Source organism: Acidimicrobiia bacterium (assembly GCA_016650365.1).
Lineage (GTDB): Bacteria > Actinomycetota > Acidimicrobiia > Spongiisociales > JAENVV01 > JAENVV01.
Genome location: JAENVV010000207.1, coordinates 1 through 21,843, shown reverse-complemented (window position 1 = coordinate 21,843; position 21,843 = coordinate 1). Strand labels below are relative to the sequence as shown.

At 59.1% G+C, this 21,843-nt stretch carries 24 protein-coding genes; 16 read left to right on the top strand and 8 right to left on the bottom strand.

Translation table 11 applies throughout. The features are described from left to right. Positions 1-136 precede the first annotated feature (136 nt). The gene (locus JJE47_12555; GenBank protein MBK5268256.1) at positions 137-1,993 is read left to right on the top strand and encodes a 1-deoxy-D-xylulose-5-phosphate synthase; all 1,857 of its coding nucleotides are present in this window, start codon (positions 137-139) and stop codon (positions 1,991-1,993) included. Here the strand turns inward: JJE47_12555 and JJE47_12550 are convergent. From JJE47_12550 to JJE47_12540, 3 genes are read right to left on the bottom strand one after another with little or no spacing between them, the layout of a single operon-like run. Continuing rightward, the gene (locus JJE47_12550) at positions 1,976-2,704 is read right to left on the bottom strand and encodes a hypothetical protein (protein ID MBK5268255.1); all 729 of its coding nucleotides are present in this window, start codon (positions 2,702-2,704) and stop codon (positions 1,976-1,978) included. The genes JJE47_12555 and JJE47_12550 overlap by 18 nt on opposite strands. Before the next feature lie 5 nt (positions 2,705-2,709). Next, positions 2,710-2,973 carry a hypothetical protein gene (locus JJE47_12545; protein ID MBK5268254.1) on the bottom strand — a complete coding sequence of 88 codons (264 nt, stop codon included), beginning with the start codon at positions 2,971-2,973 and terminating at the stop codon, positions 2,710-2,712. Beyond that, on the bottom strand, positions 2,964-3,497 hold the full coding sequence (locus JJE47_12540) for a sigma-70 family RNA polymerase sigma factor (GenBank protein ID MBK5268253.1): 534 nt from the start codon (positions 3,495-3,497) through the stop codon (positions 2,964-2,966). Before JJE47_12540 ends, JJE47_12545 begins: the two co-directional genes overlap by 10 nt. Before the next feature lie 136 nt (positions 3,498-3,633). On the opposite strand from JJE47_12540, the gene JJE47_12535 reads away from it, so the two are divergent. The 9 genes from JJE47_12535 to JJE47_12495 all read left to right on the top strand — a co-directional run bounded on the left by JJE47_12535 (position 3,634) and on the right by JJE47_12495 (position 9,540). After that, positions 3,634-3,945, top strand: a complete 312-nt coding sequence (locus JJE47_12535; GenBank protein MBK5268252.1) for a hypothetical protein — start codon at positions 3,634-3,636, stop codon at positions 3,943-3,945. 18 nt (positions 3,946-3,963) lie between these two features. Continuing rightward, positions 3,964-4,320, top strand: a complete 357-nt coding sequence (locus tag JJE47_12530) for a hypothetical protein (protein ID MBK5268251.1) — start codon at positions 3,964-3,966, stop codon at positions 4,318-4,320. Between the two features lie 65 nt (positions 4,321-4,385). Further along, positions 4,386-5,300, top strand: a complete 915-nt coding sequence (locus tag JJE47_12525; protein MBK5268250.1) for a mechanosensitive ion channel — start codon at positions 4,386-4,388, stop codon at positions 5,298-5,300. 142 nt (positions 5,301-5,442) lie between these two features. Further along, on the top strand, positions 5,443-5,955 hold the full coding sequence (locus JJE47_12520; protein MBK5268249.1) for an inorganic diphosphatase: 513 nt from the start codon (positions 5,443-5,445) through the stop codon (positions 5,953-5,955). 26 nt (positions 5,956-5,981) lie between these two features. Further along, entirely contained in the window at positions 5,982-6,560 is a 579-nt protein-coding gene (locus tag JJE47_12515) for a VTT domain-containing protein (GenBank protein MBK5268248.1), read from the top strand. Continuing rightward, positions 6,518-7,492, top strand: coding sequence for a glycosyltransferase family 2 protein (locus JJE47_12510; GenBank protein ID MBK5268247.1), 975 nt, complete (start codon positions 6,518-6,520; stop codon positions 7,490-7,492). Before JJE47_12515 ends, JJE47_12510 begins: the two co-directional genes overlap by 43 nt. A 36-nt stretch (positions 7,493-7,528) precedes the next feature. Beyond that, entirely contained in the window at positions 7,529-8,281 is a 753-nt protein-coding gene (locus tag JJE47_12505; GenBank protein MBK5268246.1) for a zinc-dependent peptidase, read from the top strand. A gap of 45 nt (positions 8,282-8,326) precedes the next feature. Then, complete coding sequence (locus JJE47_12500; protein MBK5268245.1) at positions 8,327-8,821, top strand: DUF1003 domain-containing protein; 495 nt, start codon at positions 8,327-8,329, stop codon at positions 8,819-8,821. A gap of 62 nt (positions 8,822-8,883) precedes the next feature. Next, entirely contained in the window at positions 8,884-9,540 is a 657-nt protein-coding gene (locus tag JJE47_12495) for a hypothetical protein (GenBank protein MBK5268244.1), read from the top strand. Positions 9,541-9,572: 32 nt separating this feature from the next. Here JJE47_12495 and JJE47_12490 read toward each other — a convergent pair whose 3' ends face one another. Further along, the gene (locus JJE47_12490) at positions 9,573-10,643 is read right to left on the bottom strand and encodes a magnesium transporter CorA family protein (GenBank protein ID MBK5268243.1); all 1,071 of its coding nucleotides are present in this window, start codon (positions 10,641-10,643) and stop codon (positions 9,573-9,575) included. A gap of 153 nt (positions 10,644-10,796) precedes the next feature. Here JJE47_12490 and groES point away from each other — a divergent pair, with 153 nt between their 5' ends. From groES to JJE47_12475, 3 genes are all read left to right on the top strand, one after another. Further along, positions 10,797-11,087: a co-chaperone GroES gene (gene groES / locus JJE47_12485; GenBank protein MBK5268242.1), complete on the top strand. Its 291-nt coding sequence runs from the start codon at positions 10,797-10,799 to the stop codon at positions 11,085-11,087. Between the two features lie 17 nt (positions 11,088-11,104). Further along, positions 11,105-12,736, top strand: coding sequence for a chaperonin GroEL (gene groL / locus JJE47_12480; protein MBK5268241.1), 1,632 nt, complete (start codon positions 11,105-11,107; stop codon positions 12,734-12,736). A gap of 385 nt (positions 12,737-13,121) precedes the next feature. Then, entirely contained in the window at positions 13,122-13,634 is a 513-nt protein-coding gene (locus tag JJE47_12475) for an Lrp/AsnC family transcriptional regulator (GenBank protein MBK5268240.1), read from the top strand. Here the strand turns inward: JJE47_12475 and JJE47_12470 are convergent. After that, on the bottom strand, positions 13,587-14,225 hold the full coding sequence (locus JJE47_12470) for a GNAT family N-acetyltransferase (GenBank protein MBK5268239.1): 639 nt from the start codon (positions 14,223-14,225) through the stop codon (positions 13,587-13,589). The genes JJE47_12475 and JJE47_12470 overlap by 48 nt on opposite strands. Positions 14,226-14,268: 43 nt before the next feature. On the opposite strand from JJE47_12470, the gene JJE47_12465 reads away from it, so the two are divergent. Beyond that, positions 14,269-14,805: a CoA pyrophosphatase gene (locus JJE47_12465; protein MBK5268238.1), complete on the top strand. Its 537-nt coding sequence runs from the start codon at positions 14,269-14,271 to the stop codon at positions 14,803-14,805. On the opposite strand, the gene JJE47_12460 is transcribed toward JJE47_12465, so the two are convergent. Both JJE47_12460 and JJE47_12455 read right to left on the bottom strand, forming a co-directional pair. Then, a complete protein-coding gene (locus JJE47_12460) occupies positions 14,781-15,410 on the bottom strand; it encodes a hypothetical protein (GenBank protein ID MBK5268237.1) in 630 nt (209 codons plus the stop codon). The genes JJE47_12465 and JJE47_12460 overlap by 25 nt on opposite strands. 76 nt (positions 15,411-15,486) lie before the next feature. Then, the gene (locus tag JJE47_12455) at positions 15,487-17,052 is read right to left on the bottom strand and encodes a citramalate synthase (GenBank protein ID MBK5268236.1); all 1,566 of its coding nucleotides are present in this window, start codon (positions 17,050-17,052) and stop codon (positions 15,487-15,489) included. A gap of 360 nt (positions 17,053-17,412) precedes the next feature. Between JJE47_12455 and JJE47_12450 the strand changes: the two genes are divergently transcribed. After that, a complete protein-coding gene (locus tag JJE47_12450; GenBank protein ID MBK5268235.1) occupies positions 17,413-18,123 on the top strand; it encodes a TetR/AcrR family transcriptional regulator in 711 nt (236 codons plus the stop codon). Here the strand turns inward: JJE47_12450 and aceE are convergent. After that, positions 18,116-20,806 (bottom strand): pyruvate dehydrogenase (acetyl-transferring), homodimeric type, encoded by a 2,691-nt coding sequence (gene aceE / locus JJE47_12445; GenBank protein MBK5268234.1) that lies wholly within the window; start codon positions 20,804-20,806, stop codon positions 18,116-18,118. The genes JJE47_12450 and aceE overlap by 8 nt on opposite strands. Positions 20,807-21,043: 237 nt before the next feature. On the opposite strand from aceE, the gene trpS reads away from it, so the two are divergent. Then, positions 21,044-21,843: tryptophan--tRNA ligase (trpS, locus tag JJE47_12440; GenBank protein ID MBK5268233.1), on the top strand; the 800-nt coding region annotated here is incomplete at its 3' end.

The following is a 21,843-nucleotide window of genomic DNA, read 5'->3' as shown; positions in this document are numbered from 1 at the left end:
ATGGGTCGGCGGCCGATGGGTAGATCCAACTCGAATCCGATTGTTCCGACCCCGTTTTCGCGGCCCCTTCTGCAAGATTCGAATGAAGTACCGTGTGGACTGGGTATCCTGAAGGCGACCCTGATCGAAAGTCATCGTGAGCGGCCTGCTGACATCCATAAACTCACCTCGAGACCTCGACGCGTTAAGCGAGGCACAGCTCGTTGAACTTGCTGGAGAGATCCGGGAATTTCTCGTCGATCGAATCTCAAAAACCGGTGGTCATCTCTCGCCCAATCTGGGGGTCGTCGAATTGACGCTGGCGCTACACAGGGTGTTCGACTCGCCAGTCGACAAGATCTTGTGGGACGTCGGGCACCAGGTCTATGTTCACAAACTCGTCACCGGTCGTCATGACTTTTCGAATCTACGGAGAATGGGTGGCCTGTCTGGCTACCCGTCACGAGAAGAATCCGAGCACGACTTCATCGAGTCGAGCCATGCCTCCGTCTCGCTGTCATATGCCCTGGGTAATGCCCTCGCCAACGAACAGTCGGGCTCGGACGCCTTTACGATTGCCGTGATCGGGGATGGCGCACTTACCGGTGGCGTTGCCTACGAGGCGCTCAATCACATCGCCGTTACCCGCCCGGCCCGTCTGATCGTGGTCGTGAACGACAATGGCCGGTCGTATGCGCCGACCGTTGGGGGTATCGCGGCTCTCGGGCACCTTCGGTTTGATCCCCGCTACGAGCGGATCAAACGCATGGTCGGGAAACAACTGAGAAACCTGCCTGCGATCGGTGAAGGCGCCGACGAACTGGCCCGACGGGTCAAAGAGTCCGTTAAGCAGATCATTCAGCCGTCGACGTTCTTCGACGGCCTCGGGCTGAAGTATTCGGGTTTGGTCGACGGCCATGACATACCGCTTCTCGAGGAGACACTGAGCCGGGCCAAAGATTTCGGCGAGCCGGCCATCGTGCACGTACTTACCGAGAAAGGGCGGGGCTACCAACCAGCCATCGCCGATTCGGTCGACAAATTGCATGGTGTCGGTGAGTTTCATATTGCCAACGGTCAGCCCACTTCCAGCTCTCTGAAGCTCACCGATGTCGCCGGGGCGGTCCTGGCCGACCTTGCGGAAACGGATGGGGATATCATCGCTCTGTCAGCGGCGATGGTCTCCTCGACGGGTTTGAGCGACTTGGAGGGCGCTGACCACCGGCGGGTCATAGATACCGGGATCTGTGAGCAGCACACGGTAACGCTGGCGGCCGGTCTGGCGATGGGCGGTAGGAAGCCGGTCGTGGCGATCTACTCGACCTTCCTTGCCAGGGCGTTCGATCAGCTCATCAACGAGGTCGCGTTGCATAAACACAACGTCACCTTCCTCATTGACCGTTCCGGAATCACCGGACCCGATGGCGCCTCCCATCATGGGGTTTTTGATATCTCGTACCTGCGAATGATTCCGAATATGGTTATCGGCTCTCCGGCTGACGCCCACGAGCTGGCCGCCATGATGTCGGCCGCCGTGGCCTACGACGGGCCGATCGCTATTCGTTTTCCCAAGCTGTCGGTCTCGGCCATGCCTGATCTGCCGGCGCCTGCCATGACGATTGGAGAATGGGAGGTCCTGCAGGAGGGGGAGGACGTCGTGTTGATGGCGGTAGGTCGAATGGTCGAGATTGCCTCAAAGGCCGCCGCGGAGCTCGCCAGTCATGGCATGTCGTGCACGATCGTCAACGCCCGGTGGATCAAACCGATGGACGACCGTCTTGAGCAATGGGCTCGAGCACATCAGCGGGTCGTCACATTGGAGGACAATGTGCGTTCGGGAGGGTTTGGAGCTGCCGTTCTCGAAGCGCTCTCCGATGTTGGCCTGGCGGGTCGAGTAACGAGCCTGGCCGTACCCGACGAGTTTCTGCCATTCGGGTCTGCCGGTGACGTCCTGACCTACTGCGGTCTCGACGCCGAATCGGTGGTCGATCGAGTGTTAGCCCTCAACGGTTGATGGCCCCTCTGGGGATGTTTCGACCCCGATAGGGTTCAAAAGAAGTAGCTCGTTGGGAACCTCGATCCGGGAGCCTGGTTCCGTTTCCACAAGCACCGAAGAGGATCCGAACCCAACAATTCTGCCCCGAAAACCAGGACCGCTGATGGTCGTGCCCATCGCAAACCGGTCAGACACGTGGCGGCCGGCGGCAATCTGACGGGCGAGGGGAACCGATCCAAGTCCGATCGCCAGTGCGGTGGCCAGCGCAATGGCGGCAGCTGCAGCGGTAATGAGGATAAGAAGCAACTGCGTCGAAACGCCGAGTTCGTCGAGTGCGATGATCGCCCCGAACGTCACCACGGTGATGCGCACAGCTTTGTCAGCCCTCGATGCCACGACACTCGACCACGACCGGAGCGCTCGTCCAGTCAGCGTCCCGGCAATCCTGCCAAGGACGAGCGCGGCCACAATGATCAGACCGGCGAGGAGCAGACTCGGTATGGACTTAACCATTGTCACGATCAGCGTGTCCGTTGTCTCCGGGTTGAAAGCAACCGCCACCGCGCCCAACCCGACGAGGACCGCTGCCAGCCCTATGAACGTAACGACGCTCTTGTGCCAATCTTCCCCGATGAGAGGCCTGGCGTACCGACGAATGAATCGCGTGGCGAGCATACCGATGATGACGACGGCGACGACGACACCCCCGACGACGAAGAATTCATCCATTTTGGTCAGCCTTTCATTAGGTAGTGCAGAGCAGATTTGGCGAAGCGGGAACTCACGTCGACGGCGGCTTCCAAAGTCTCGCGCGTGAACGAATGGATCCGGATGGCCCGCATGGTCTGTTCGATGTAATTCGCCGTGGACTCGTCGAGGCTGGCTTCCATCCGCGCCTGACAATCGATGCAATCGGCGGCATGGTCAACGAGTTCGTCTGAGGTACCGGCCAGGAAGTGCTCGAAGGCCTCGTCGCTGATCCCACAGTTCACTTCCATGGTTCCATCCTGTCCATCATGACGCTGCGGGCACGGTGAATACGGGTGCGTACCGTGTTGAGAGGGATGCCGAGTTGCTCGGCGATCTCCTGATAGGACGACCCGTCGATTTCCCGAAGGAGATAGGGTTGGCGAAGTTCCTCCGGAAGAGAGGCAATCGCAGTGTCCCAGGCTTCATTGACCTCGGCAGCCATCGCCAGCGATTCAGCTGATCGCGCCGGCGCCGGCTCAACGGAGATTTCCGATGTTGACTCCCGGGAACGCTGGACGTGGTTGAGAGCCAGATTCGTGGCAATCCGGTAGACCCACGAGCGGAACTGGGCGTCGCCCCGGAAGTCGTCGAGTTTTCGCCAGGCTCGGAACATGGCTTCCTGCGCAAGGTCCTCGGCGGTTGCCCGGTTGCGGACCACGCGCATGGTGGAGGCCACGATGAATGGTTGATGGCGCCGCACGAGGATCTCAAACGCGGCCACACTGCCGCCCCGTGCGGCATCGACGAGTTCTTGATCGGTCCAATGGTCCAAGGGATCGACATGTTAGGTCCGGAGACGTGCACGGCGCTTTGACACGGATGGGTGTCAGAAAGTTCTTGCTTTAGTCAAGAACTTCGCGGTATCGGGTGGGTCTTATCGATGAGTACTGTCCACGAGGAGGAAGAACATGCTCGCACAGGTAGATGTCAGTAGTTTCACAGACGGTGTTTCCCAAGGCTTACGCAATGCTTGGGCCGGAGTGATCGAATTCGCCCCGAAGCTGATCGGTGCCTTCATTATCTTGTTGGTCGGCTGGTTTGTGGCCAAGATCATCCGTACCGTCTTCGAGAACGTCCTGACGCGTCTCGGGTTGGATCGTCTTCTCGATCGAGCCGGTCTCTCGGGCGCTCTCCAAAAGGCTGGATACACGGCGAGTTCTCTGGTCGCCAGGATCATTTACTGGATGGCATTGCTGGTGGTCTTGTTGATGGCCGCCTAGGTTTTGAACGTCGCCTCGTTGACGATCCTCCTGGCCGCCTTGCTGGCCTACCTCCCGTTGGTGGCCGTGGCGATCGTCATCGTCGTCATTGCAGCTGCGATCGGCTCGTTCGTCGCCGATATCTCAGCTCCTTGGGCTGAGGCTCAGGGGGTGGCGTGGGTGTCCAGAGCGGCTCGCTGGACGTTCATCGTGGTGGGTGCCTTTGCCGCCCTCAACACCCTCGGGGTGGCTGCCGACATTGTGAACACGTTGTTCATCGCGGTCGTCGCCAGCACGGGTGTGGCAATGGCCATCGCTTTCGGAGTTGGCGGCATCAAGCCTGCCGAGGACTACTGGCGCAAGATGCTCCCCAATAACGACGGTAGCAACAACTAGGACCGGTATGGTTGAAGGTGCGGGGCTCGATCGGGCCCCGCACCTTCTTATTGGGGGAGACGTTCGTGACCAACTTGTTCACCCAGATGGGCTTGGACCCCGTGATCGCCGGCAAGACGATCGGGTCGGTTGTTGTCGTGCTGATCGTGGTCCTCGCCCGGTGGGCGGCGCTTCGCACCATCCACCGGACCCAGGAACCAGAGTTCTCTTATCGTGCCGATAAGGGTTTGGCCTATTCTGCGGTGATCCTGATCGGCATCTCCCTGGCCTGGATCTGGGTGAATGCATTCAGTAATCTCGCCACCTATATCGGCATTGTGTCGGCCGGTATTGCGATCAGTCTGTCTGACCTACTCAAGAACATCGTCGGGTGGGCCTTCATTCTCATCCGACGGCCATTCAAGATTGGTGACCGTATCGAAGTTGGTGGGCTCAAGGGGGACGTGGTCGACGTTCGTCTGTTCCGCTTCACGTTGCTCGAAGTCGGCGGTCACATGGTTGACGCTGATCAATCGACTGGTCGATTGCTTCACGTCCCGAACGGCATCGTCTTCACCCAGTCGATCGCCAATTACACCGAAGGCTTTGAGTATGTCTGGCACGAGCTCGCCGTTCTTGTCACCTTTGAATCGGACTGGCGCCTGGCTCGGGCGATTGTCGACAAAGCCGTGAAAGAACATGGCATTGGCTCGCTTGAGACAAGCGCGGCCGAGCTTCGCAAGACCGCCCGTAAGTACAACATAAAGGTGGGCTCGCTCTCTCCGATCGTCTATATGACGGTCAAAGACTCGGGTGTTCAGCTAACCGGCAGGTTTCTGGTTGACCCCCGCAAGCGGAGAGGCGCCGATGAAGCGGCTTGGACAGTGATCCTCGACGGCTTCGCCGCTGAACCGCTCGTCGATCTTGCCTATCCCACCTACCGGAACATTGTTGACATCTCCGATACGGGCAAGAACTTATCCGATAGGGGCGGGTCATAGTCCTGTCGTGAAAGCCCACCGATCCAGAGGTGATCGGTGACGTCGAGCCAATCCCGACCGTTGAGGCAGACTCCAAGTGACGGAGTTTCGCTGCTAGGGCGGCGTACCCGTTACCCTGCGTCGAGCACCGTTGGAGGGCATGATGGAAACTGATATCGATGTGATCGTCGAGATCCCCCGGGGCTCGCGCAACAAATACGAGGTCGATCACGTCACGGGTGAAATTTGGCTTGATCGCACGCTGTTCACGGCTACCCAGTACCCGGCTGACTACGGGTTCGTCCCTGACACGCTTGCCGAAGACGGCGACCCGCTCGATGTGCTCGTCCTGGTGGACGAACCGACATTTCCGGGCTGTCGCGTCCGGGCTCGAGCGATCGGGGTTTGCTGGATGACCGATGAGGCTGGCCCCGATGCCAAGGTTCTCGCAGTTCCGCGGAGTGATGCCCGTTGGGCCACCACGAATGATCTCGGAGATGTTCCGCCGTTTCTCCTGCAGGAGATTCAGCATTTCTTTGAGGTCTATAAGGCTCTGGAGCCGTCCAAGATGTCCGATGTCGGCGACTGGGAAGGCGTAACCGGAGCTGTCAAAGAAATCCTGGCGGCCCGTCAGCGTTTCCTGGACGCTTCCAACGACCTGACGGCGCATCCCTAGAGATGGTCGTTGTGGCCGATGCTTCCATGGCGACATGGCTGACGTCATATCACTCGTGGATCATCCTGGCCGGAACCTTCTTCTTCGGTGACTCGGTCGTGTTGACCGCATCCGGGCTAGCCGCTCACGGTCAATGGCCGGTCACGTCGGTGGTCTTGTGGTCATTCCTTGGGACGCTGATCTCGGACACGATGTGGTTCAAACTGGCCGATCGGACGATGCACAAGATCAGGGGTAACGAGGAGAGGGCGGCGTCGTTTTATCGGTTGACCAACCGTCTCGATGGGATGGTTGGTGAACATCCCCATCGCGGTCTGCTGTTCGTGAAATTCCTGTGGGGTACCCGGACACTGTCGATCGTCTATATGGCGTCACGAAAGGTTCCGACGCGCACGTTTGTGGTCTTCGACGCCATCGGTACGCTTGCCTGGCTGGCAGTGTTGGTGCCGATCGGCTGGTTGGCCAGCCAAGGCATTGCCAATCTGAATGGTGATCTGACCAGGATCGAGTACGGGCTACCGATTCTGTTGGTGTTGGCGGTCATGCTGAAGAAAGGGAGAGCGTGGGTTCTGAACCGTCGTCTCGTGGCGTCACAGCTGTCGTAGCTGCCTACAACGAAGCAGCCCGAATCGGAGTGGTGCTCGACGTCTTGACCAGCTACAACGGGTTCGACAAGGTTGTCGTAGTCGACGACGGATCGACCGATGGGACGCGGGAAGTAGTTGGTCGATACCCGGTTACCTACCTGCGGGTAGAACCAAACCAGGGCAAGGGTCATGCCATGGACGTTGGCGTGCAGCACGCGTCGACGGACCTGATCTTCTTTGCGGACGCAGACATCATCGGACTGACCCATCACATGATCCGCGAGACCATACGGCCCGTCATGGACGGGTCGTGTGAAATGTTCATCCTCATGCGAAACCGCAAGATCTACTACCTGCATCTACTCATGGCCTTCATTCCGTTGCTCGGCGGCGAACGGGCGCTCACGAAGGATTTGTGGCTCCGACTTCCCGACCGGTACAAGGATCGGTTCCGGATCGAGGCCGGCTTGAACTTCTACGCCATCTATCACGGAGGCGGTCTCAAGTACCACGTCTTCAAAGGCATTAGCCAGACCGTCAAAGAGGCAAAGTTCGGATTCTGGGAGGGGATGGGCCGACGCCTCAAGATGTTCCGCGATGTGATTTCGGCAGCCTGGGAGCTCCAGCGGAGAGATGTTCCTGCCACGGTCGAAGCCAGGCGAGGAGCCGTATGGCGGATCCTGGGAAGCGTGGCAGGGATGTTCGTTGGCTTGTTCATCCTCGGCGCCACCCTGATCGGACCGATCGGCTTCGTTCAGGCGGTCTTTGCCGAAGAGTTGTCCGCAGATCCCGATGCCCCATTCGTGCGATTCTTGCTGCTCGTCGCTTCGTCGGTGACTACGCCAGTTCTGGTGGCGGTCGGCGCAATCGTGCTTGGTCTCAACGCTCTCTTTTTCGCCGGCGCTCTCTTCGGACTGCTCACGCTGGGCCGAACCCGGGAAGCGGCCTGAATCTCCGATGGGGAGCGCATCTACCTCAGGTCAATCATGGAACGAGTGAACCGTCGGGCATCCCGAGCACTGAAAACACCTTTTGAGGAATCGGATCGACAGCTGTTGGCTGCCCGGCTCAGCTGGTGGTCGAACCTCGAACCCACCGAACGCCTCCGGATGGAGGAGCTCATCCGGGTCTTCCTCGTCGACAAGACCATCGAGGGAGTGTTCGGGTATTCGCCCGACGATGAGGTCCGGGTGCTGATTGCTGCCCAGGCATGCCTGTTGATTCTTGGACTTGACTATGGCTTCTACGACGACGTGTCCGCCATCGTCGTCTCGCCAGGGGTCGTCGTCCAAAGGGGATCCCGTCGACTCGACGGGGGAGTTGTGAGTGACGATCATCCGAGGCTCGCCGGTCAGGCAATGTTGCATGGCCCGGTGTTATTGGTGTGGGATCGGGTCGCCAATGATGCCCGGCATCCCGAGCGCGGACACAATGTCGTCTTGCACGAATTCGCTCACAAGCTCGATATGCGCAATGGCGCCGCCGATGGGGTGCCACCTCTGACTGCCACCCTGTCCGAGCGGTGGCGGGCACAGATGCCGGAGTTGTTGGCGAGGCTACGAGCGGGAACGGTGATGCCGATCGACGCGTACGCGGCGACGAACCCTGCCGAATTCCTGGCGGTTGCTACCGAGGCATTCTTCGTATTGCCGGTCGAACTGGCTGACGCCGAACCAGAGTTGTACTTGCTGCTACAGGAATTCTATCGGCAGGACCCGAAAGCCAGGGACCGCAGCTAACAAGGATGATCATCGAGGCCTCGGACAGTGGGCAAGGAGAACGGAATGGAAACTCACGCAGAACGAGTGGTCAAGTCAGTCGAGCATTTGCAGGGAGCTTTTGGGGGTGACGCCTTTGGGTGCAAGGCGGAAGCCTTCGCCAGGTTCTTTGGAACGCCAAGGTTCCTGATCGGGCAGACCTTCCTGGTTATCGCCTGGATTGTCGTGAACGTAGTGGCAGTCGCCAAGCGGTGGGATCCGTATCCCTTCATTCTCCTCAACTTGGCCTTTTCACTGCAGGCGGCATATGCGGCGCCTTTGATTCTGCTTGCCCAAACCCGCCAGGCTGATCGCGACAAAGCCCACAGTGCCCTCGACATCAAGCATCGTGAAGACCTCGCAGCGGGTTTCATGCAACGCCAGGAGTTGGTCTCGCGGCAAAACCTTGACCTGAAGGAGTTGCTCGAACTCAACACCCGGTTGACGAAACAGATTGATCGTCTGACCGCAGAAATCCACCAGAACGTCGTGGCGGCCGCATCAGGTTCTCCAGCGAACTAGGTGCGCTATTGGATGGAAGTTCATAGACTTCAACGGAGTCATTCCTCAATTTGGGAGAGACAATGCAGCTGAAGCTTGATACCCAGCTACGACTCGCTGATGACGCTGAGTGTCGACTCAGGGACGTGGTTGTCGATCCGGACCGCAAGACCGTCACCCATCTGGTGGTGTACCCGGTCAACCGCGAACACTTGTCGCGGCTCGTCCCGATTAGCGATGTAGCCTCCGAAGCTGATGGTGTGCTTCGACTCAAGTGTGATCGGGCAGAATTCGACCACTATCCCTACGTCGAATCCACGTCGTTTGTCGGTATTGACGAGCCGATCACCGTTGAAGATGGCTGGGAGATTGGCATCGAGCGCGTGCTCACATTGCCGGGGTTTTCGTCCGAACTTCCCGAAAGCGGCCTCCCCTTCGACAGCTTCGTGGAAGTCGCCTATGACATGATCCCGGAGCACACGGTGGAGATCCGGCGCGAGAGTGTTGTTCATCTCGCTGACGGGGATCGGGCCGGCCACGTCGAGGGGTTTGTCATCGATGGCAAGGGTGCAGTGACGCATGTTGTGCTCCGACGTGGCCATCTGTGGGGCAAACGGGACATTGCCATTCCAATGGGAGCCATCAATCGGATCAGTCTTGACGAGGTGTTTCTACGACTCACAAAGGATGAAGTCGATGCCTTACCCCATGTCCCAGCCTCCGGCCGCGACGATGGATAGGCACCGAGACGACTGGTTGTGGATCGGCTGTGCTATTCATCCTGGTTGGTGGATTCGGGGCCTTTTAGGAGGTTGGTCGCTGCTCGGAGAGGGGCGGAGCCCAGGGATTCCAGGGACATTCCGACGAAGCGCGGTATGTCGCGCAATCTCGGCCCACCGATGAAACCCCGTCGTCGAAAGTAGATCCACACCCCGATAGCGACGACGCTCATCGCGATCATCATGCTCAAAAAGCCGTGCGGTTGGTCGGCCAGGGGAATGGACGAGAAATTCATTCCCCAGATCCCCGAGAGCAGGGCAAGCGGCAGCAGTATCGCTGAGAAAACTGTGAGAACCTTCATGGTCTCGTTGGTCCTCTCCGCTACGGCGCCCCGGTAGGTTTCCAAGGCAGAGCTCAGCAGCCCTCTGGTGACGTCGAGAGACTCAATCATGCGGGCTAGCTCGTCACCAGTGTCTGCGAACGAGCGGCGGGAAGCCGGGTCCAGGTTGGGAGTTAGCGGGTCGGCAAGTCGTCTCACGGTGTCGCGCTGGGAAGCGATCACCCGTCGTAACAAAATGGCGTCGCGGCGAATGGTCTGCGACAGGGTGAGCGTCGTCGGCTCTCCCTCAATGGCCAGGTCTTCGACGCGCTCGACGCGCTCGTCGAGTTCTTTGATGTCCTCCTGGTAGGCAGCCAAACCGTCAAGTGCCACCGCGGCAGCCACTTCGCCGGGCGTCTGCTCGTTAGCGTCCAATGCCTGGATGCGCCGGATCACGGCGTTCGAGTCCACGACGTTGTGGGCATGGATAGTGACGACCGATGACTCCGTGACAATGATCCGTATCTCTGACGTTATGAGTTGATGCTGCGGGCTCGGAACGGCTCCATGTATGGAAACTGCAAACTGGTCGTCGCCGATGTCGACGCTGACCCGTTGAGGGTCGAGTTCGCTGGAGGTCGGCTGGACCCCATACCTTTCATCGATGTAGGCGAGTTCCTCCTGGGAAGGATCCGATAAGTCGATCCAAACCCAGCCTGGTTCTGTCGACACCGAGGCCAGATCTGACCAGTTGTACTCGGAGAGCGCAGAATCGTGCGACCGACAGTGGAAGACTCGAACCATTGGGCCAGCCTAGTGAGCGGAGCCGGGAATCGGTTGCCGCTGGTTGGAATCGGGTCGATAGCCGGGTTAGCACTCACCACCGGAGAGTGCTAATGTTGGTTAGCACTCTCGGACTGAGAGTGCTAACCGTCAACATGTAGGAGGAAGGTGGCTATGAAACTGAAGCCGCTTGGTGATCGGGTGATCGTCAAGGCCCGCGAGGATGAAGATTCACGCACCGCGTCGGGTCTTGTTATCCCTGATACGGCCAAAGAAAAGCCCCAAACGGGCGATGTTATCGCTGTGGGGCCGGGTGCGATTTCCGATTCCGGTGAGCGCATTCCCATGGATGTCAAAGAAGGCGACGTTGTCGTCTACTCAAAGTACGGCGGCACCGAAGTCAAGCTTGAAGGGACCGAGTATCTGGTCATTTCAAGCCGTGATCTTCTCGCCGTAGTTTCGTAATCAGGAGGATTGAATAGATGGCAGCGAAAGATCTTCGTTTCGGCGAAGACGCCCGCAAGGGCCTCGAAGTGGGCGTCAATAAGCTCGCAGATATTGTAAAGGTGACCCTCGGCCCCAAGGGCCGGAATGTCGTTCTTGAGAAGAAGTGGGGCGCACCCACCATCACGAATGACGGCGTCACCATCGCCAAAGAGGTTGAGCTCGATGATCCATGGGAGAACATGGGTGCCAAGCTCGCCTACGAAGTAGCGAACAAGACCAACGACGTAGCCGGTGATGGTACGACCACTGCCACGGTTCTGGCTCAGGCCATGGTTCGTGAAGGTCTTCGTAACCTGGCCGCCGGGGCAAACCCGATGGGCGTTCGTCGCGGTATTGAACAAGCCGTGGAGAAAGTAGTCGAGTTCCTCGAAGAATTCTCCAAGCCGGTCGAGACCAACGCTCAGATCGCTGACGTCGCCTCGATTTCGGCGGCGGATAAGGAAATCGGCAAGAAGATCGCTGAAGCGATGGAGAAGGTCGGCAAGGACGGCGTCATTACGGTCGAAGATGGCCAGACGTTCGGTATCGAGCTTGAGTTCACCGAGGGTATGCAGTTCGACAAGGGCTACATCTCGCCGTACTTCATCACCGATGCCGATACGCAAGAGTCGGTTCTCGAAAACCCGTACATTCTCATTGCCAACCAGAAGATCAGCTCGGTCAACGATCTGCTTCCGGTGCTCGAGAAGGTGCAGCAGTCGGGCAAGCCGTTGTTGGTGTTGGCCGAAGATGTTGAAGGCGAAGCCCTTGCGGTCCTGGTCGTCAATAAGATCCGCGGCGTTTTCTCCTCAGCGGCCGTCAAGGCTCCTGGATTCGGCGAACGTCGCAAGGCCATGATGCAAGACATAGCCATTCTGACGGGCGGCACGGTTATCTCGGAAGAGGTGGGCCTGAAGCTCGACGGGGTGACCCTGGATATGCTCGGGACGTCTCGCAAAGTCATCATCACCAAGGACAACACGACCATGGTCGATGGGGGCGGTACCGAAGCCGACGTGGCTGCTCGAATCAAGCAAATCGAGCGTGAGATCGACAATACCGATTCGGACTGGGACCGCGAGAAGCTCCAAGAGCGTCTTGCCAAGCTGTCCGGTGGTGTCGTTGTGATCAAGGTTGGCGCGGCCACCGAGGTTGAGCTCAAAGAGAAGAAGCACCGCATTGAGGATGCCGTATCGGCAACCCGGGCGGCTGTCGAAGAGGGCATCGTGCCCGGTGGTGGCGTCGCGCTGCTCCGTGCCGAAGCTGCCATCGACAAGCTTCGCGGCGGTACCGACGACGAAAAGGTCGGACGGGCGATCGTGCGCAAGGCTCTCGAAGAGCCGCTGCGTCAGATCGCGGTGAATGCCGGCGCTGAAGGCGGCGTTGTTGCAGAGCATGTGCGCAATGGCGTTGACGGCTTCGGGTACAACGCGGCACTTGGCAAATTCGAGGATCTGCTTGCTGCAGGCATCATCGATCCGGCCAAGGTGACGCGGTCGACCGTTCAGAACGCTGCTTCGATTGCTGCGCTTCTGTTGACGACCGAAGGCGTGATCGCCGAGGTCAAGGAAGACTCACCAGCCGGTGGCGGAGACCACGGGCACGGTGGTGGCGGTATGGACTTCTAGTCCTCCGCCATACAGAGCCAATGAAGAAGGGGGCCCGAAAGGGCCCCCTTCTCTATTGCGTCGGAGGAGAGACTGCCGACGACTGGTTACCGGAGGCTGCGAACGAGGTCAACCCGCAACACGTCCAGTTGAACGCGAGAGTCAAAGAGCGAAGAAATGGGGGCTCCGGTAGACCTGAGGTCCTGATGCCGGTTCCATGCTGCCAAGAAGTGTTTGAAGTTGGTTTCGAAATCGGCCACGGCCGAACCTTTCTTAGGTGTTCTCGTATTCTTGACAAATGATAACAAGGCTTTAGGCAAAGACCGACAATGTTTATGGCGGGCTTATCCTGGTGAGGCTATTATCCAGCTGGTCAAAATAGAAAACACCTTATTTATAGTTGCCGGTGTCCGTCTGGCTGATCCTTGAGCAAGGAAAGGCCAAGAATTACAAATTTGAGGAGTATCTGATGCTCGACGATATTGGGTGGATGCTGCTTGAGGAGTTGCAGCGAAACGGCCGAGCCAGCTATCGAGACCTGGGCGACAAGGTCGGACTCACTGCTCCGGCAGTGGCTGACCGGGTCCGGAAAATGGAGCGTGATGGCATTATCACCGGATACCGCGCCGAGGTTGATCACGAAAAACTCGGGGTACCGCTCCGGGCCATCATCCGGGTCAAGACGAGTGCTGCCTCCGTTGGAAAAGTGAACGATCTCGTCCAGAACATGCCTGAGGTCGTCGAGTGTCACCATGTCACGGGTAGCGAAAATCACGTGATTCGAGCCCGTTTGCGATCGACCAAGCACCTAGAGCAGCTGTTGTATGCATTGACGCCCTACGGCGAGACAGTCACGAATATCGTGATGTCGTCAGCAGTCGACGGGGGAGTCTTGACGAGGGAGATCGCTCGAGGGTGATCCGGCCAACGCTTTGATGGCCCCGGCTCTGGCCTTGTACTCGTGTTCGAGGAGGCTGAAAGCCGTATGGTCGAGCCACACCCCATGCACTTCCAGCTCTTCCCTGAGGATCCCTTCGCGGGTGAAGCCGAGTTTTTCGGCTACCCGCTCGGACGCAAGATTTCCTACCGCGATCCGGAGGATGATTCGATGCATGTGTAGCTCCTCGAACCCGACTTGGACCATCCGGGCGGCCACTTCCGTGGCGATGCCGGAGCTTGCCTCATCGGTCCGAACCCAGTAGCCAATTTCGCCGCTGCGAAAACCTCGGGAGACGAACCAGATGGACACATTCCCGATGTGGCGGCGTGAATCCTCAAGGCTGCGAATCGCAAAGTCGAAGGCCCGCTGCTCTCGAAAAGCCCGGATAGACTCGCGGGTAAAACGGGTGGAGTCGAGCCGTCCATAAGCCGAACTCGCCCACGGAAGCCACCTGGCAAGTTCCGGGATCGAGGCGGTAACTGCCTCATAGAGCGACTCGATGTCCCGCTTCTGGAAGGGGCGCAATTCGAAACGAGTCGTGAATCGAGACTCTATCGACAGCTCAGGCACAGCAGATCACTCGTGGACCTTAGCGGGTCGTAGGATGGCGAAGATGGATCTCTCATACGACTTGCCCGGTCTCGTTGCCGACTTGCCTCCAGCCGACGGTACCAGACGGGCGGCGGTACTCGTAGCGTTGTTTCCTGATGGCGAAGATGTGCGGGTCGTGTTAACCAAGCGTCCCATGACCATGCCAACCCATGCCGGGCACCTTGCCTTCCCTGGAGGGCGGGCCGATCCAGGCGACGCCGACGAAATTGCCACGGCCCTTAGGGAGGCCCACGAGGAAATGGGTATTGAACCAGGGGATGTCGAGGTTATCGGGTTCCTTCCTTCCATCCATACGGTGCAGTTCAGTTTGTATGTCGTTCCGGTGGTCGGGATTCTCGGATCCGATCCCGTGCTTGTCCCTTCTGCGCGTGAGGTTGATAAGGTGCTCCTCCCGACCCTCCGGGAGTTGTCTCGATCCGAGGCATGGCGATTTGAGTCCTGGAATGGACGGAAAGTCTGGTTCTATGACCTTGAGGGAGAAATTCTCTGGGGGGCTACCGCCATGATGGTTCGTCAGTTGCTCGGGATGAGCAGCTGAAACGTCGCCAGCATTGCCTCAAAGAGGCTCAAGGTGGTCGGATCGTCCGTGGCGAAGTTGATGATCCAAACGAAGTCGGCTCCGAGGAGAAATACCGACGATTGAAAAACCGGGGCAGTTGGGCCTGGTGGGGTCTGGCTGGTCAAGCGGATGGCGACCAGGCCGCCGATCTTGGTCTCGCTCTTCGAAAGGTTGACTAACCCCAACGAGCTGACGTCTGCGATCGCCGCCTCGGACAGAGTCGACAGATCGAGACCTTCCAGACGGATCATTCGCAGCACCTGGATGTTTTCCCGGAAGCCGTCGAGATCGCCGCTCTGGGCCCAGAGCGCGGTGAATTCGGTGATCGCCCCGGCATCCTGCACGAGAGCAGACCCCGAAATTCCCGGTAGCGACGCTCCCAGGCCGGACCCCAGCGAGCTGAGCTCTTCAACCGTCGGGGTCAGGAGAAGCCAATCTCCCGGAATGGTTAGTTCGAAATCGCTGAAACGGCTGACTGCTATCACCGGATTCTTGATCGGGCTGGGGTCGGGAATGGTGGGCCTTGAACGGACGGTTGTTGAGGGAACGGTCTGAGTAAGGGTGGTCGTCGGAGCCGACTGCACGAATGACGCCTTGGTGGAGGATGGCGAAGTGCAAGCGGTCATCGCCAGCACAACCGTGCCGGCGATGACCCGAGCGTTACGAGTCCCCGTGGCGAAGCAGTCCGACAATGATGCCTTCGGTGATCGCCTTCCAGGACGCCTCGATAATGTTCTCATGTACGCCGATCGTACCCCAGGCGGTCTCATGGTCCGCCGTTTCGACGAGCACCCGCACCCTGGCGCCCGTTGAGTCCTTCGAGTCGAGGACCCTGACTCGATAGTCTGTGAGGCGGAGATCTGCCACTGCCGGATAGGTTCCTTTCAAGGCTTCCTTGAGCGCCTGGTCGAGTGCGTGGACCGGTCCGACCCCCTCTCCCGTGGTCACGACCCGTTCCCCATTCACGACCACCTTGACGGTGGCCTCGGCAATCACCTCTTCGTGGGCGCGGCGCTCGGTGAAGACTCGAAACGACTCGAGTTTGAAGAACGGCTGCTCCCACCCCGACATCTGACGCACCAGTAACTCGAAGCTCCCATCGGCAGCCTCGAAGTGGTATCCCTCGTGTTCGAGCTCCTTGATGCGATCGATGATCCTGGCGGCGAACTGGTCGTCGACCGTGAGGCCGAGTTCCTCGGCCTTGGAGAGGATGCTCGCTTTTCCAGCCAGCTCGGAAACAACCATCCGGGTCCGGTTGCCGACGTTCTTCGGGTCGGTGTGCTCGTAGGCGTCAGGTCGTCTGGCGAGAGCCGAGGTGTGCAAGCCGGCCTTGTGGGTGAAGGCCGACGACCCGACGTATGGATGGTGGGGAGCGAGGGAAATATTCACCACTTCGGCCACATGATGGGCGATCGAAGAGAGACGAGAGAGGCTGCGATCGCCGAGAACCTCGACTCCCATCTTGATCGATAGATCAGGCAGGAGCGTCGAAAAGTCGGCGTTGCCGGTCCGCTCGCCGTATCCGTTGATGCAGCCCTGGACCTGTCGTACGCCCGCCTCGACGGCCGCGATCGAGGATGCCACGGCGCAACCGGCGTCGTTGTGGAAGTGAACTCCCAGTTCAGAGGCGGGTAGTGCTCGTTGCACCGAACCGAGGGTCCCGAGAATGTCACTGGGAAGGCGCCCCCCGTTGGTGTCGCACAGCACCAGACGTTCGGCTCCCGCCTCGGCGGCGGCGCGTAGCACCGCAAGCGAAAAATCTTCGTTGCTGGCGTACCCGTCGAAGAAGTGTTCTGCGTCGAAGAAAACTCGTCGGCCATGGGCCCGAAGGTACTCGATCGATTCTGCAACCATCCGGATGCCCTCATCGAGGTCGGCTCGCAAGGCTTCGAGCACGTGGTAATCCCATGCCTTGCCGACAATACACACCACCTCGGTGTCTGCGTCAAGCAGAGCCCGCAGCTGCGGGTCACTCTCCACGGCTGACCGGGGCCGCCGGGTCGACCCGAAGGCCGTGAGAACCGCTCGAGAAAGCGACAATTCTGTACGGGCTCGTTTGAAAAATTCGTCGTCTTTCGGGTTGGCCCCCGGCCAACCGCCTTCGACGTAATCCACCCCGAGTTCATCGAGCAATCCGGCAATGCGGAGTTTGTCTCCAACGGTCAGCGAAATGCCCTCCTGTTGTGAGCCATCGCGCAGGGTCGTGTCATATATTTCAAGAGTCATTGGGTTTCCTTTGGCAACAAAAAACCCTCCGCGGGGCGAAGGGTTAAGGCGCATACGAAGGCGTATGCGCTCAGTCGATAATGATGATGGTGTTGGTGATGGTCACGAACCTCAGTATTGCCTCATGGGAGTGCCTGGTCAAATGTTCTCTGGTGTGTCGCCACAGAACGTGGTAAACCTGAGCATGGCGTCGGGGGACGGTTTGATTTGAAAACGGTTGGAACACCGTTAAAAAGAAGCGGCGAACACCGTATTGGTGGTTCGCCACTCCTTCATTCCCCCTTGTGCGTGTGGACTTTCCCAAGCTCACAACGGAAGGCATAGTAGTAGGTATGATCTTCGTCCCGCAACCGGAAATGTATGTCTGATAGTCGGGAAGTCCTGCTTGAGGCAGCCTGGCATTTGGTGGTCGAATCGTTCGGGTTCGAGCCGACGAATCGCGAGCCGGGTCGGCGGGTAGGCGCCAAAATCCTTGAGCAGCTCAAGGCTGCTGACATCGCCGCCCGGGCTGATATGACGACAGGAGCTTTCTACAACCGCTGGCCGAATCGGGAAGCATTCCTGGCGGACTTCCTCGACTATGCCCTCTCGGTCGAGCGGTCCCCGACATTCGAGGCAGTCGCGGTGGCCTACGCCGAAGTGAAAGATCTACCGTTTCTTGAGCAGATCGAACGCCTGGCGGTGGTGAATCTTGAGGCGATTGTCGCCAATCCGAGCTTTGCGATTCAGACGCATCTCTGGTCGTTGATGCGAAGCCGGCCAGACATTCGGGACCGTATGGGAGCCATGTATCGGGACTTTCGGGACCCGATGATCCCGATCTATGAGTCGATGCTGGTCGGCCTGGGGCGTCGACTTCGAGAGCCTCTGACGATGCCACAGCTATCGGACATTATGGTGGCCCTTTCCGAGGGGATGACGATGCAGATCGTGGTTGGCGGAGGTTTCGCTCCGACCGCCGAGGTTTTCTCCCTGGCGTTGCAGGCACTTCTCCCGGTCCTCACCGCCCCGTCCGGCGACGAACGGTCGATCCAGCAGGTCGTTGTCGAGGAACTGGCGTCGACTAGGTAAGCCAGGGGGCCGGCGTGTCCGGATCCAGCCCGTACGACGCGAGGGCGTCGGCCACGATGGCGTTGTCAATCGTGCCGGCTGCTGCCAGGCGGCCGAGGACGGTCACGACGATATGTGCTGTGTCGATCTCAAAGAATCGGCGGAGCTGAGTACGTGTGTCGGAACGCCCGAAGCCATCGGTTCCGAGCGACGTGTAATCGGACGTGACGAATCGGGAGATCTGGTCGGGGACTGCCCTCATGAAGTCGGTGACCGCCACGATCGGCCCCGCCGCATTCGTGAGCACCCCGGTGACGTATGGGGTTCTGGGCGGCTCTCCAGAGTGTAGCCGGTTCCATCGGTCGACCTCAAGTGCCTCTGACCGAAGCTTGTTGAACGAGGTCGCCGACCAGAGTTCCACACCGACGCCATATCGGTCGGCCAGATCGGCCTGGGCCTGGCGGGCGGCCCCTTGTGCGGACCCCGAGAAGAGTATGGTCGCTTGTGACTCGATGGGGGCATTGCTCCACTTGTAGAGGCCAGCCAGGATCCCCTCCTCGGTTCCCGATTGGAGGGCGGGCATGGCGTAGTTCTCGTTGTAGAGGGTGATGTAATACAGGATATCTTCAGGGGATTCGCCGTACATCCGCTGGAGACCGTCCTCGATGACCACGCCCATTTCGTAGGCAAATGCAGGGTCGTAGCTCTCTACGTAGGGAACGGTGGAGGCGAGTACGAGGCTGTGTCCATCCTGGTGCTGGAGCCCTTCCCCCTGGAGGGTCGTCCGACCGGCGGTAGCGGCCATGAGGAAGCCCCGCACCCTGGCATCTGATGCGGCCCAGATCAAATCTCCCACTCGCTGGAAACCGAACATCGAATAGAAGGTGAAGAACGGCACCATGGGGACCCCGCGGGTGGCATACGAAGACCCTGCCGCCGTGAAACTCGACATGGACCCCGCTTCGGTGATGCCTTCCTCAAGGATCTGTCCATTCTTGCGTTCCGTATACGAGAGCAGCATGTCGCCGTCTACTGGTTGATACTTTTGCCCCTGGGATGCGTAGATACCGAACTCGCGAAAGAGTGAGTCCATGCCAAATGTCCGTGCCTCGTCCGGAATAATCGGGACGATCCGTTTGCCGAATGACTCATCTCGCAACAAGGTCCGCAAGAGCCGCGTGAAAGCCATCGTGGTCGACGCTTCGACCTTGCCGCTGCCGGCTTTGACCTCTTCGAACGCAGTCGATGGCGGTAGCTGCAAGGGTCGGCGGTCGCGGACGATACGCTGGGGAATCGGGCCATCGAGGGCTGCCCGTCGCTGGGTTAGATACCGGAACTCGGGTGAATCCTCGGCCGGCCGGAAATAGGGAGGTTCGGCGTCACCGTCGAGGGCTTCGGCGGGAATATCCTCTTCGAGGTGGAGGCGCACCCGGAGGGTCTGCAATTGTTGGTTGGTTAGTTCTTTGATTTGATGGGTGGCGTTGCGGCCTTCAACATCAGGTCCGAGCGTCCATCCCTTGATGGTTTTTGCGAGGATGACCGTCGGGGCACCTTTGAGTTCCGTGGCCGCCTTGTACGCCGCGTACACCTTGTGAGGGTCGAGCCCACCCCGGCGGAGCGCCCATATTTCATCGTCCGTCAGGTGCTGGACGAGCTTGCGGAGTCGAGGATCGGGTCCAAAGAAGTGTTCCCTGACGTAGGCGCCCGATTCGGTCTTGTACCGCTGGTATTCCCCGTCGACGGTGCTATTCATCTTGTTTACCAGTGCGCCGTCCACATCCGAGGCCAGGAGCGCATCCCAATCTGAGCCCCAGATCACTTTGATCACATTCCAACCCGCTCCGCGGAATATGGCTTCCAACTCCTGGATGATTTTGCCGTTGCCACGTACCGGACCGTCAAGCCGTTGCAAGTTGCAGTTGATGACCCAGGTCAGATTGTCGAGTTGCTCACGGGCTGCGAGGGAAATGGACCCAAGGGTTTCGGGTTCGTCGACTTCACCGTCGCCGATGAAACACCAGATCCGCGACTCTGATGTGTCGTCAAGGCTCCGGTTGTGTAGATACTTGTTGAACCGGGCGTGGTAGATCGAGTTGATCGGACCAAGGCCCATCGAGACCGTTGGGAATTCCCAGAAGTCGGGCATCAAGCGGGGGTGGGGATAGCTTGACAGGCCGTTCCCGCCTATTTCCTGGCGGAAGTTGTTGAGCTGATCCTCGGTGAGACGTCCGTGCATGAAAGCCCTGGCATACGCCCCAGGGGCGGCGTGACCTTGAATGTAGATGCTGTCACCGGGGAGGCCGGCTTCTTTTCCCCGGAAGAAGTGGTTGTAGCCAACTTCGTAGAGAATTGCCGACGACGCGAAGGAGGACAAGTGCCCGCCGATCCCGTGGTCTTCCTGGTTGGCCTTGATCACCATGACCGCGGCGTTCCATCGGACGAATCGACGGATGCGCTTTTCAAGAAAATCGTCGCCCGGGTAGAACGGCTGTTCCTCAGGGGGAATCGTATTCACGTAGGGCGTCGAAACCGTGGCCGGAACGCCAACATTGAGTTCCCTGGCGCGCTCGAGCAGTTTGGTCATCAGGAACCGGGCCCGGTCCTGGCCGCGGGCGCTGGCAACCGCATCGAGAGAGTCGATCCACTCCTGGGTCTCATCCGGGTCGCTATCAGGGAGTGCGTGACTGAAACCGTCGATGATCATCGGAGTCCTCGGAAAAGTAGGGCTGAACTACCACCAGCCTAACTCCTGGATTTCTTTGAGGAGTTTTGCCACCCCGGTAGCCGGTTCCTTGCAGCGAACGTTCTCTCCTCGTATCATCGCGTTCACAATGAGATCTGAGGTTCAGGTTTGGTGGTTGGCCTAAGCGGCTGATTTTCGTGAAAAGCAACGAACGACGCCGGCTCACACCGCGAGCCGGCTTTTTTGTGACCGTGTTCCATGTCGGCAAGGAGTGTGCAGGTGCCTGATCGCAAGCGAGTGTTTTCCGGGATTCAGCCAACCGGCAATATCCATCTCGGTAACTACATCGGTGCCCTCCAAAACTGGGTGAAGCTCCAGGAAGACTATGACGCCATCTACTGCGTCGTGGATCTTCACGCCATCACCGTTCCGTACGACCCCGCGGAGTTGGCGGCCTCTCGCCTGGCGACTGCGAAAGCGCTGCTCGCCATCGGTGTTGATCCGGGCAATTCTCTCTTGTACTACCAGTCGCAGGTGCCCCAGCATGCCGAACTGGCGTGGTTACTCGGAGTTGACACACCGCTCGGGGCACTAAACCGCATGACGCAGTTCAAAGAGAAATCCGAGAAGGCGGGCCAACGACTCGGACTCTACGCGTATCCGGTCCTGATGGCGGCTGACATTCTCGTCCACAAGGCGCATTTGGTCCCCGTCGGCGATGATCAAACCCAACACCTGGAACTCACCCGTGACATTGCTGTGCGTTTCAACGGCAAGTTCGGTGATACGTTTCCAGTCCCCGAACAGATCACCCCCGAAGTTGGAGCCAGGGTGATGTCGCTGCAAGATCCGACCGCCAAGATGTCCAAGTCGGATCCCGATGAGTCAAGCCGGATTCTCGTCTTCGACGAGCCCGACACGATCGTAAAGAAGTTCAGGCGGGCAGTGACCGACTCCGGGTCTGAGGTTGCCTATGACGTCGCAGGCAAGGCGGGAATCTCGAATCTCCTGGTGATCCTGTCGTTGTTCACCGACCGGTCCATCGACGACCTCGTTGA

Coding starts and splice junctions, on each gene's coding strand:
- JJE47_12550 (MBK5268255.1), bottom strand. CDS start 2,704: ATGGATGAATTCTTCGTCGTCGGGGGTGTCGTCGTCGCCGTCGTCATC.
- JJE47_12545 (MBK5268254.1), bottom strand. CDS start 2,973: ATGGAAGTGAACTGTGGGATCAGCGACGAGGCCTTCGAGCACTTCCTG.
- JJE47_12535 (MBK5268252.1), top strand. CDS start 3,634: ATGCTCGCACAGGTAGATGTCAGTAGTTTCACAGACGGTGTTTCCCAA.
- JJE47_12520 (MBK5268249.1), top strand. CDS start 5,443: ATGGAAACTGATATCGATGTGATCGTCGAGATCCCCCGGGGCTCGCGC.
- JJE47_12515 (MBK5268248.1), top strand. CDS start 5,982: ATGGCGACATGGCTGACGTCATATCACTCGTGGATCATCCTGGCCGGA.
- JJE47_12505 (MBK5268246.1), top strand. CDS start 7,529: ATGGAACGAGTGAACCGTCGGGCATCCCGAGCACTGAAAACACCTTTT.
- JJE47_12500 (MBK5268245.1), top strand. CDS start 8,327: ATGGAAACTCACGCAGAACGAGTGGTCAAGTCAGTCGAGCATTTGCAG.
- JJE47_12495 (MBK5268244.1), top strand. CDS start 8,884: ATGCAGCTGAAGCTTGATACCCAGCTACGACTCGCTGATGACGCTGAG.
- JJE47_12490 (MBK5268243.1), bottom strand. CDS start 10,643: ATGGTTCGAGTCTTCCACTGTCGGTCGCACGATTCTGCGCTCTCCGAG.
- groES (MBK5268242.1), top strand. CDS start 10,797: ATGAAACTGAAGCCGCTTGGTGATCGGGTGATCGTCAAGGCCCGCGAG.
- groL (MBK5268241.1), top strand. CDS start 11,105: ATGGCAGCGAAAGATCTTCGTTTCGGCGAAGACGCCCGCAAGGGCCTC.
- JJE47_12465 (MBK5268238.1), top strand. CDS start 14,269: ATGGATCTCTCATACGACTTGCCCGGTCTCGTTGCCGACTTGCCTCCA.
- JJE47_12455 (MBK5268236.1), bottom strand. CDS start 17,052: ATGACTCTTGAAATATATGACACGACCCTGCGCGATGGCTCACAACAG.
- JJE47_12450 (MBK5268235.1), top strand. CDS start 17,413: ATGTCTGATAGTCGGGAAGTCCTGCTTGAGGCAGCCTGGCATTTGGTG.
- aceE (MBK5268234.1), bottom strand. CDS start 20,806: ATGATCATCGACGGTTTCAGTCACGCACTCCCTGATAGCGACCCGGAT.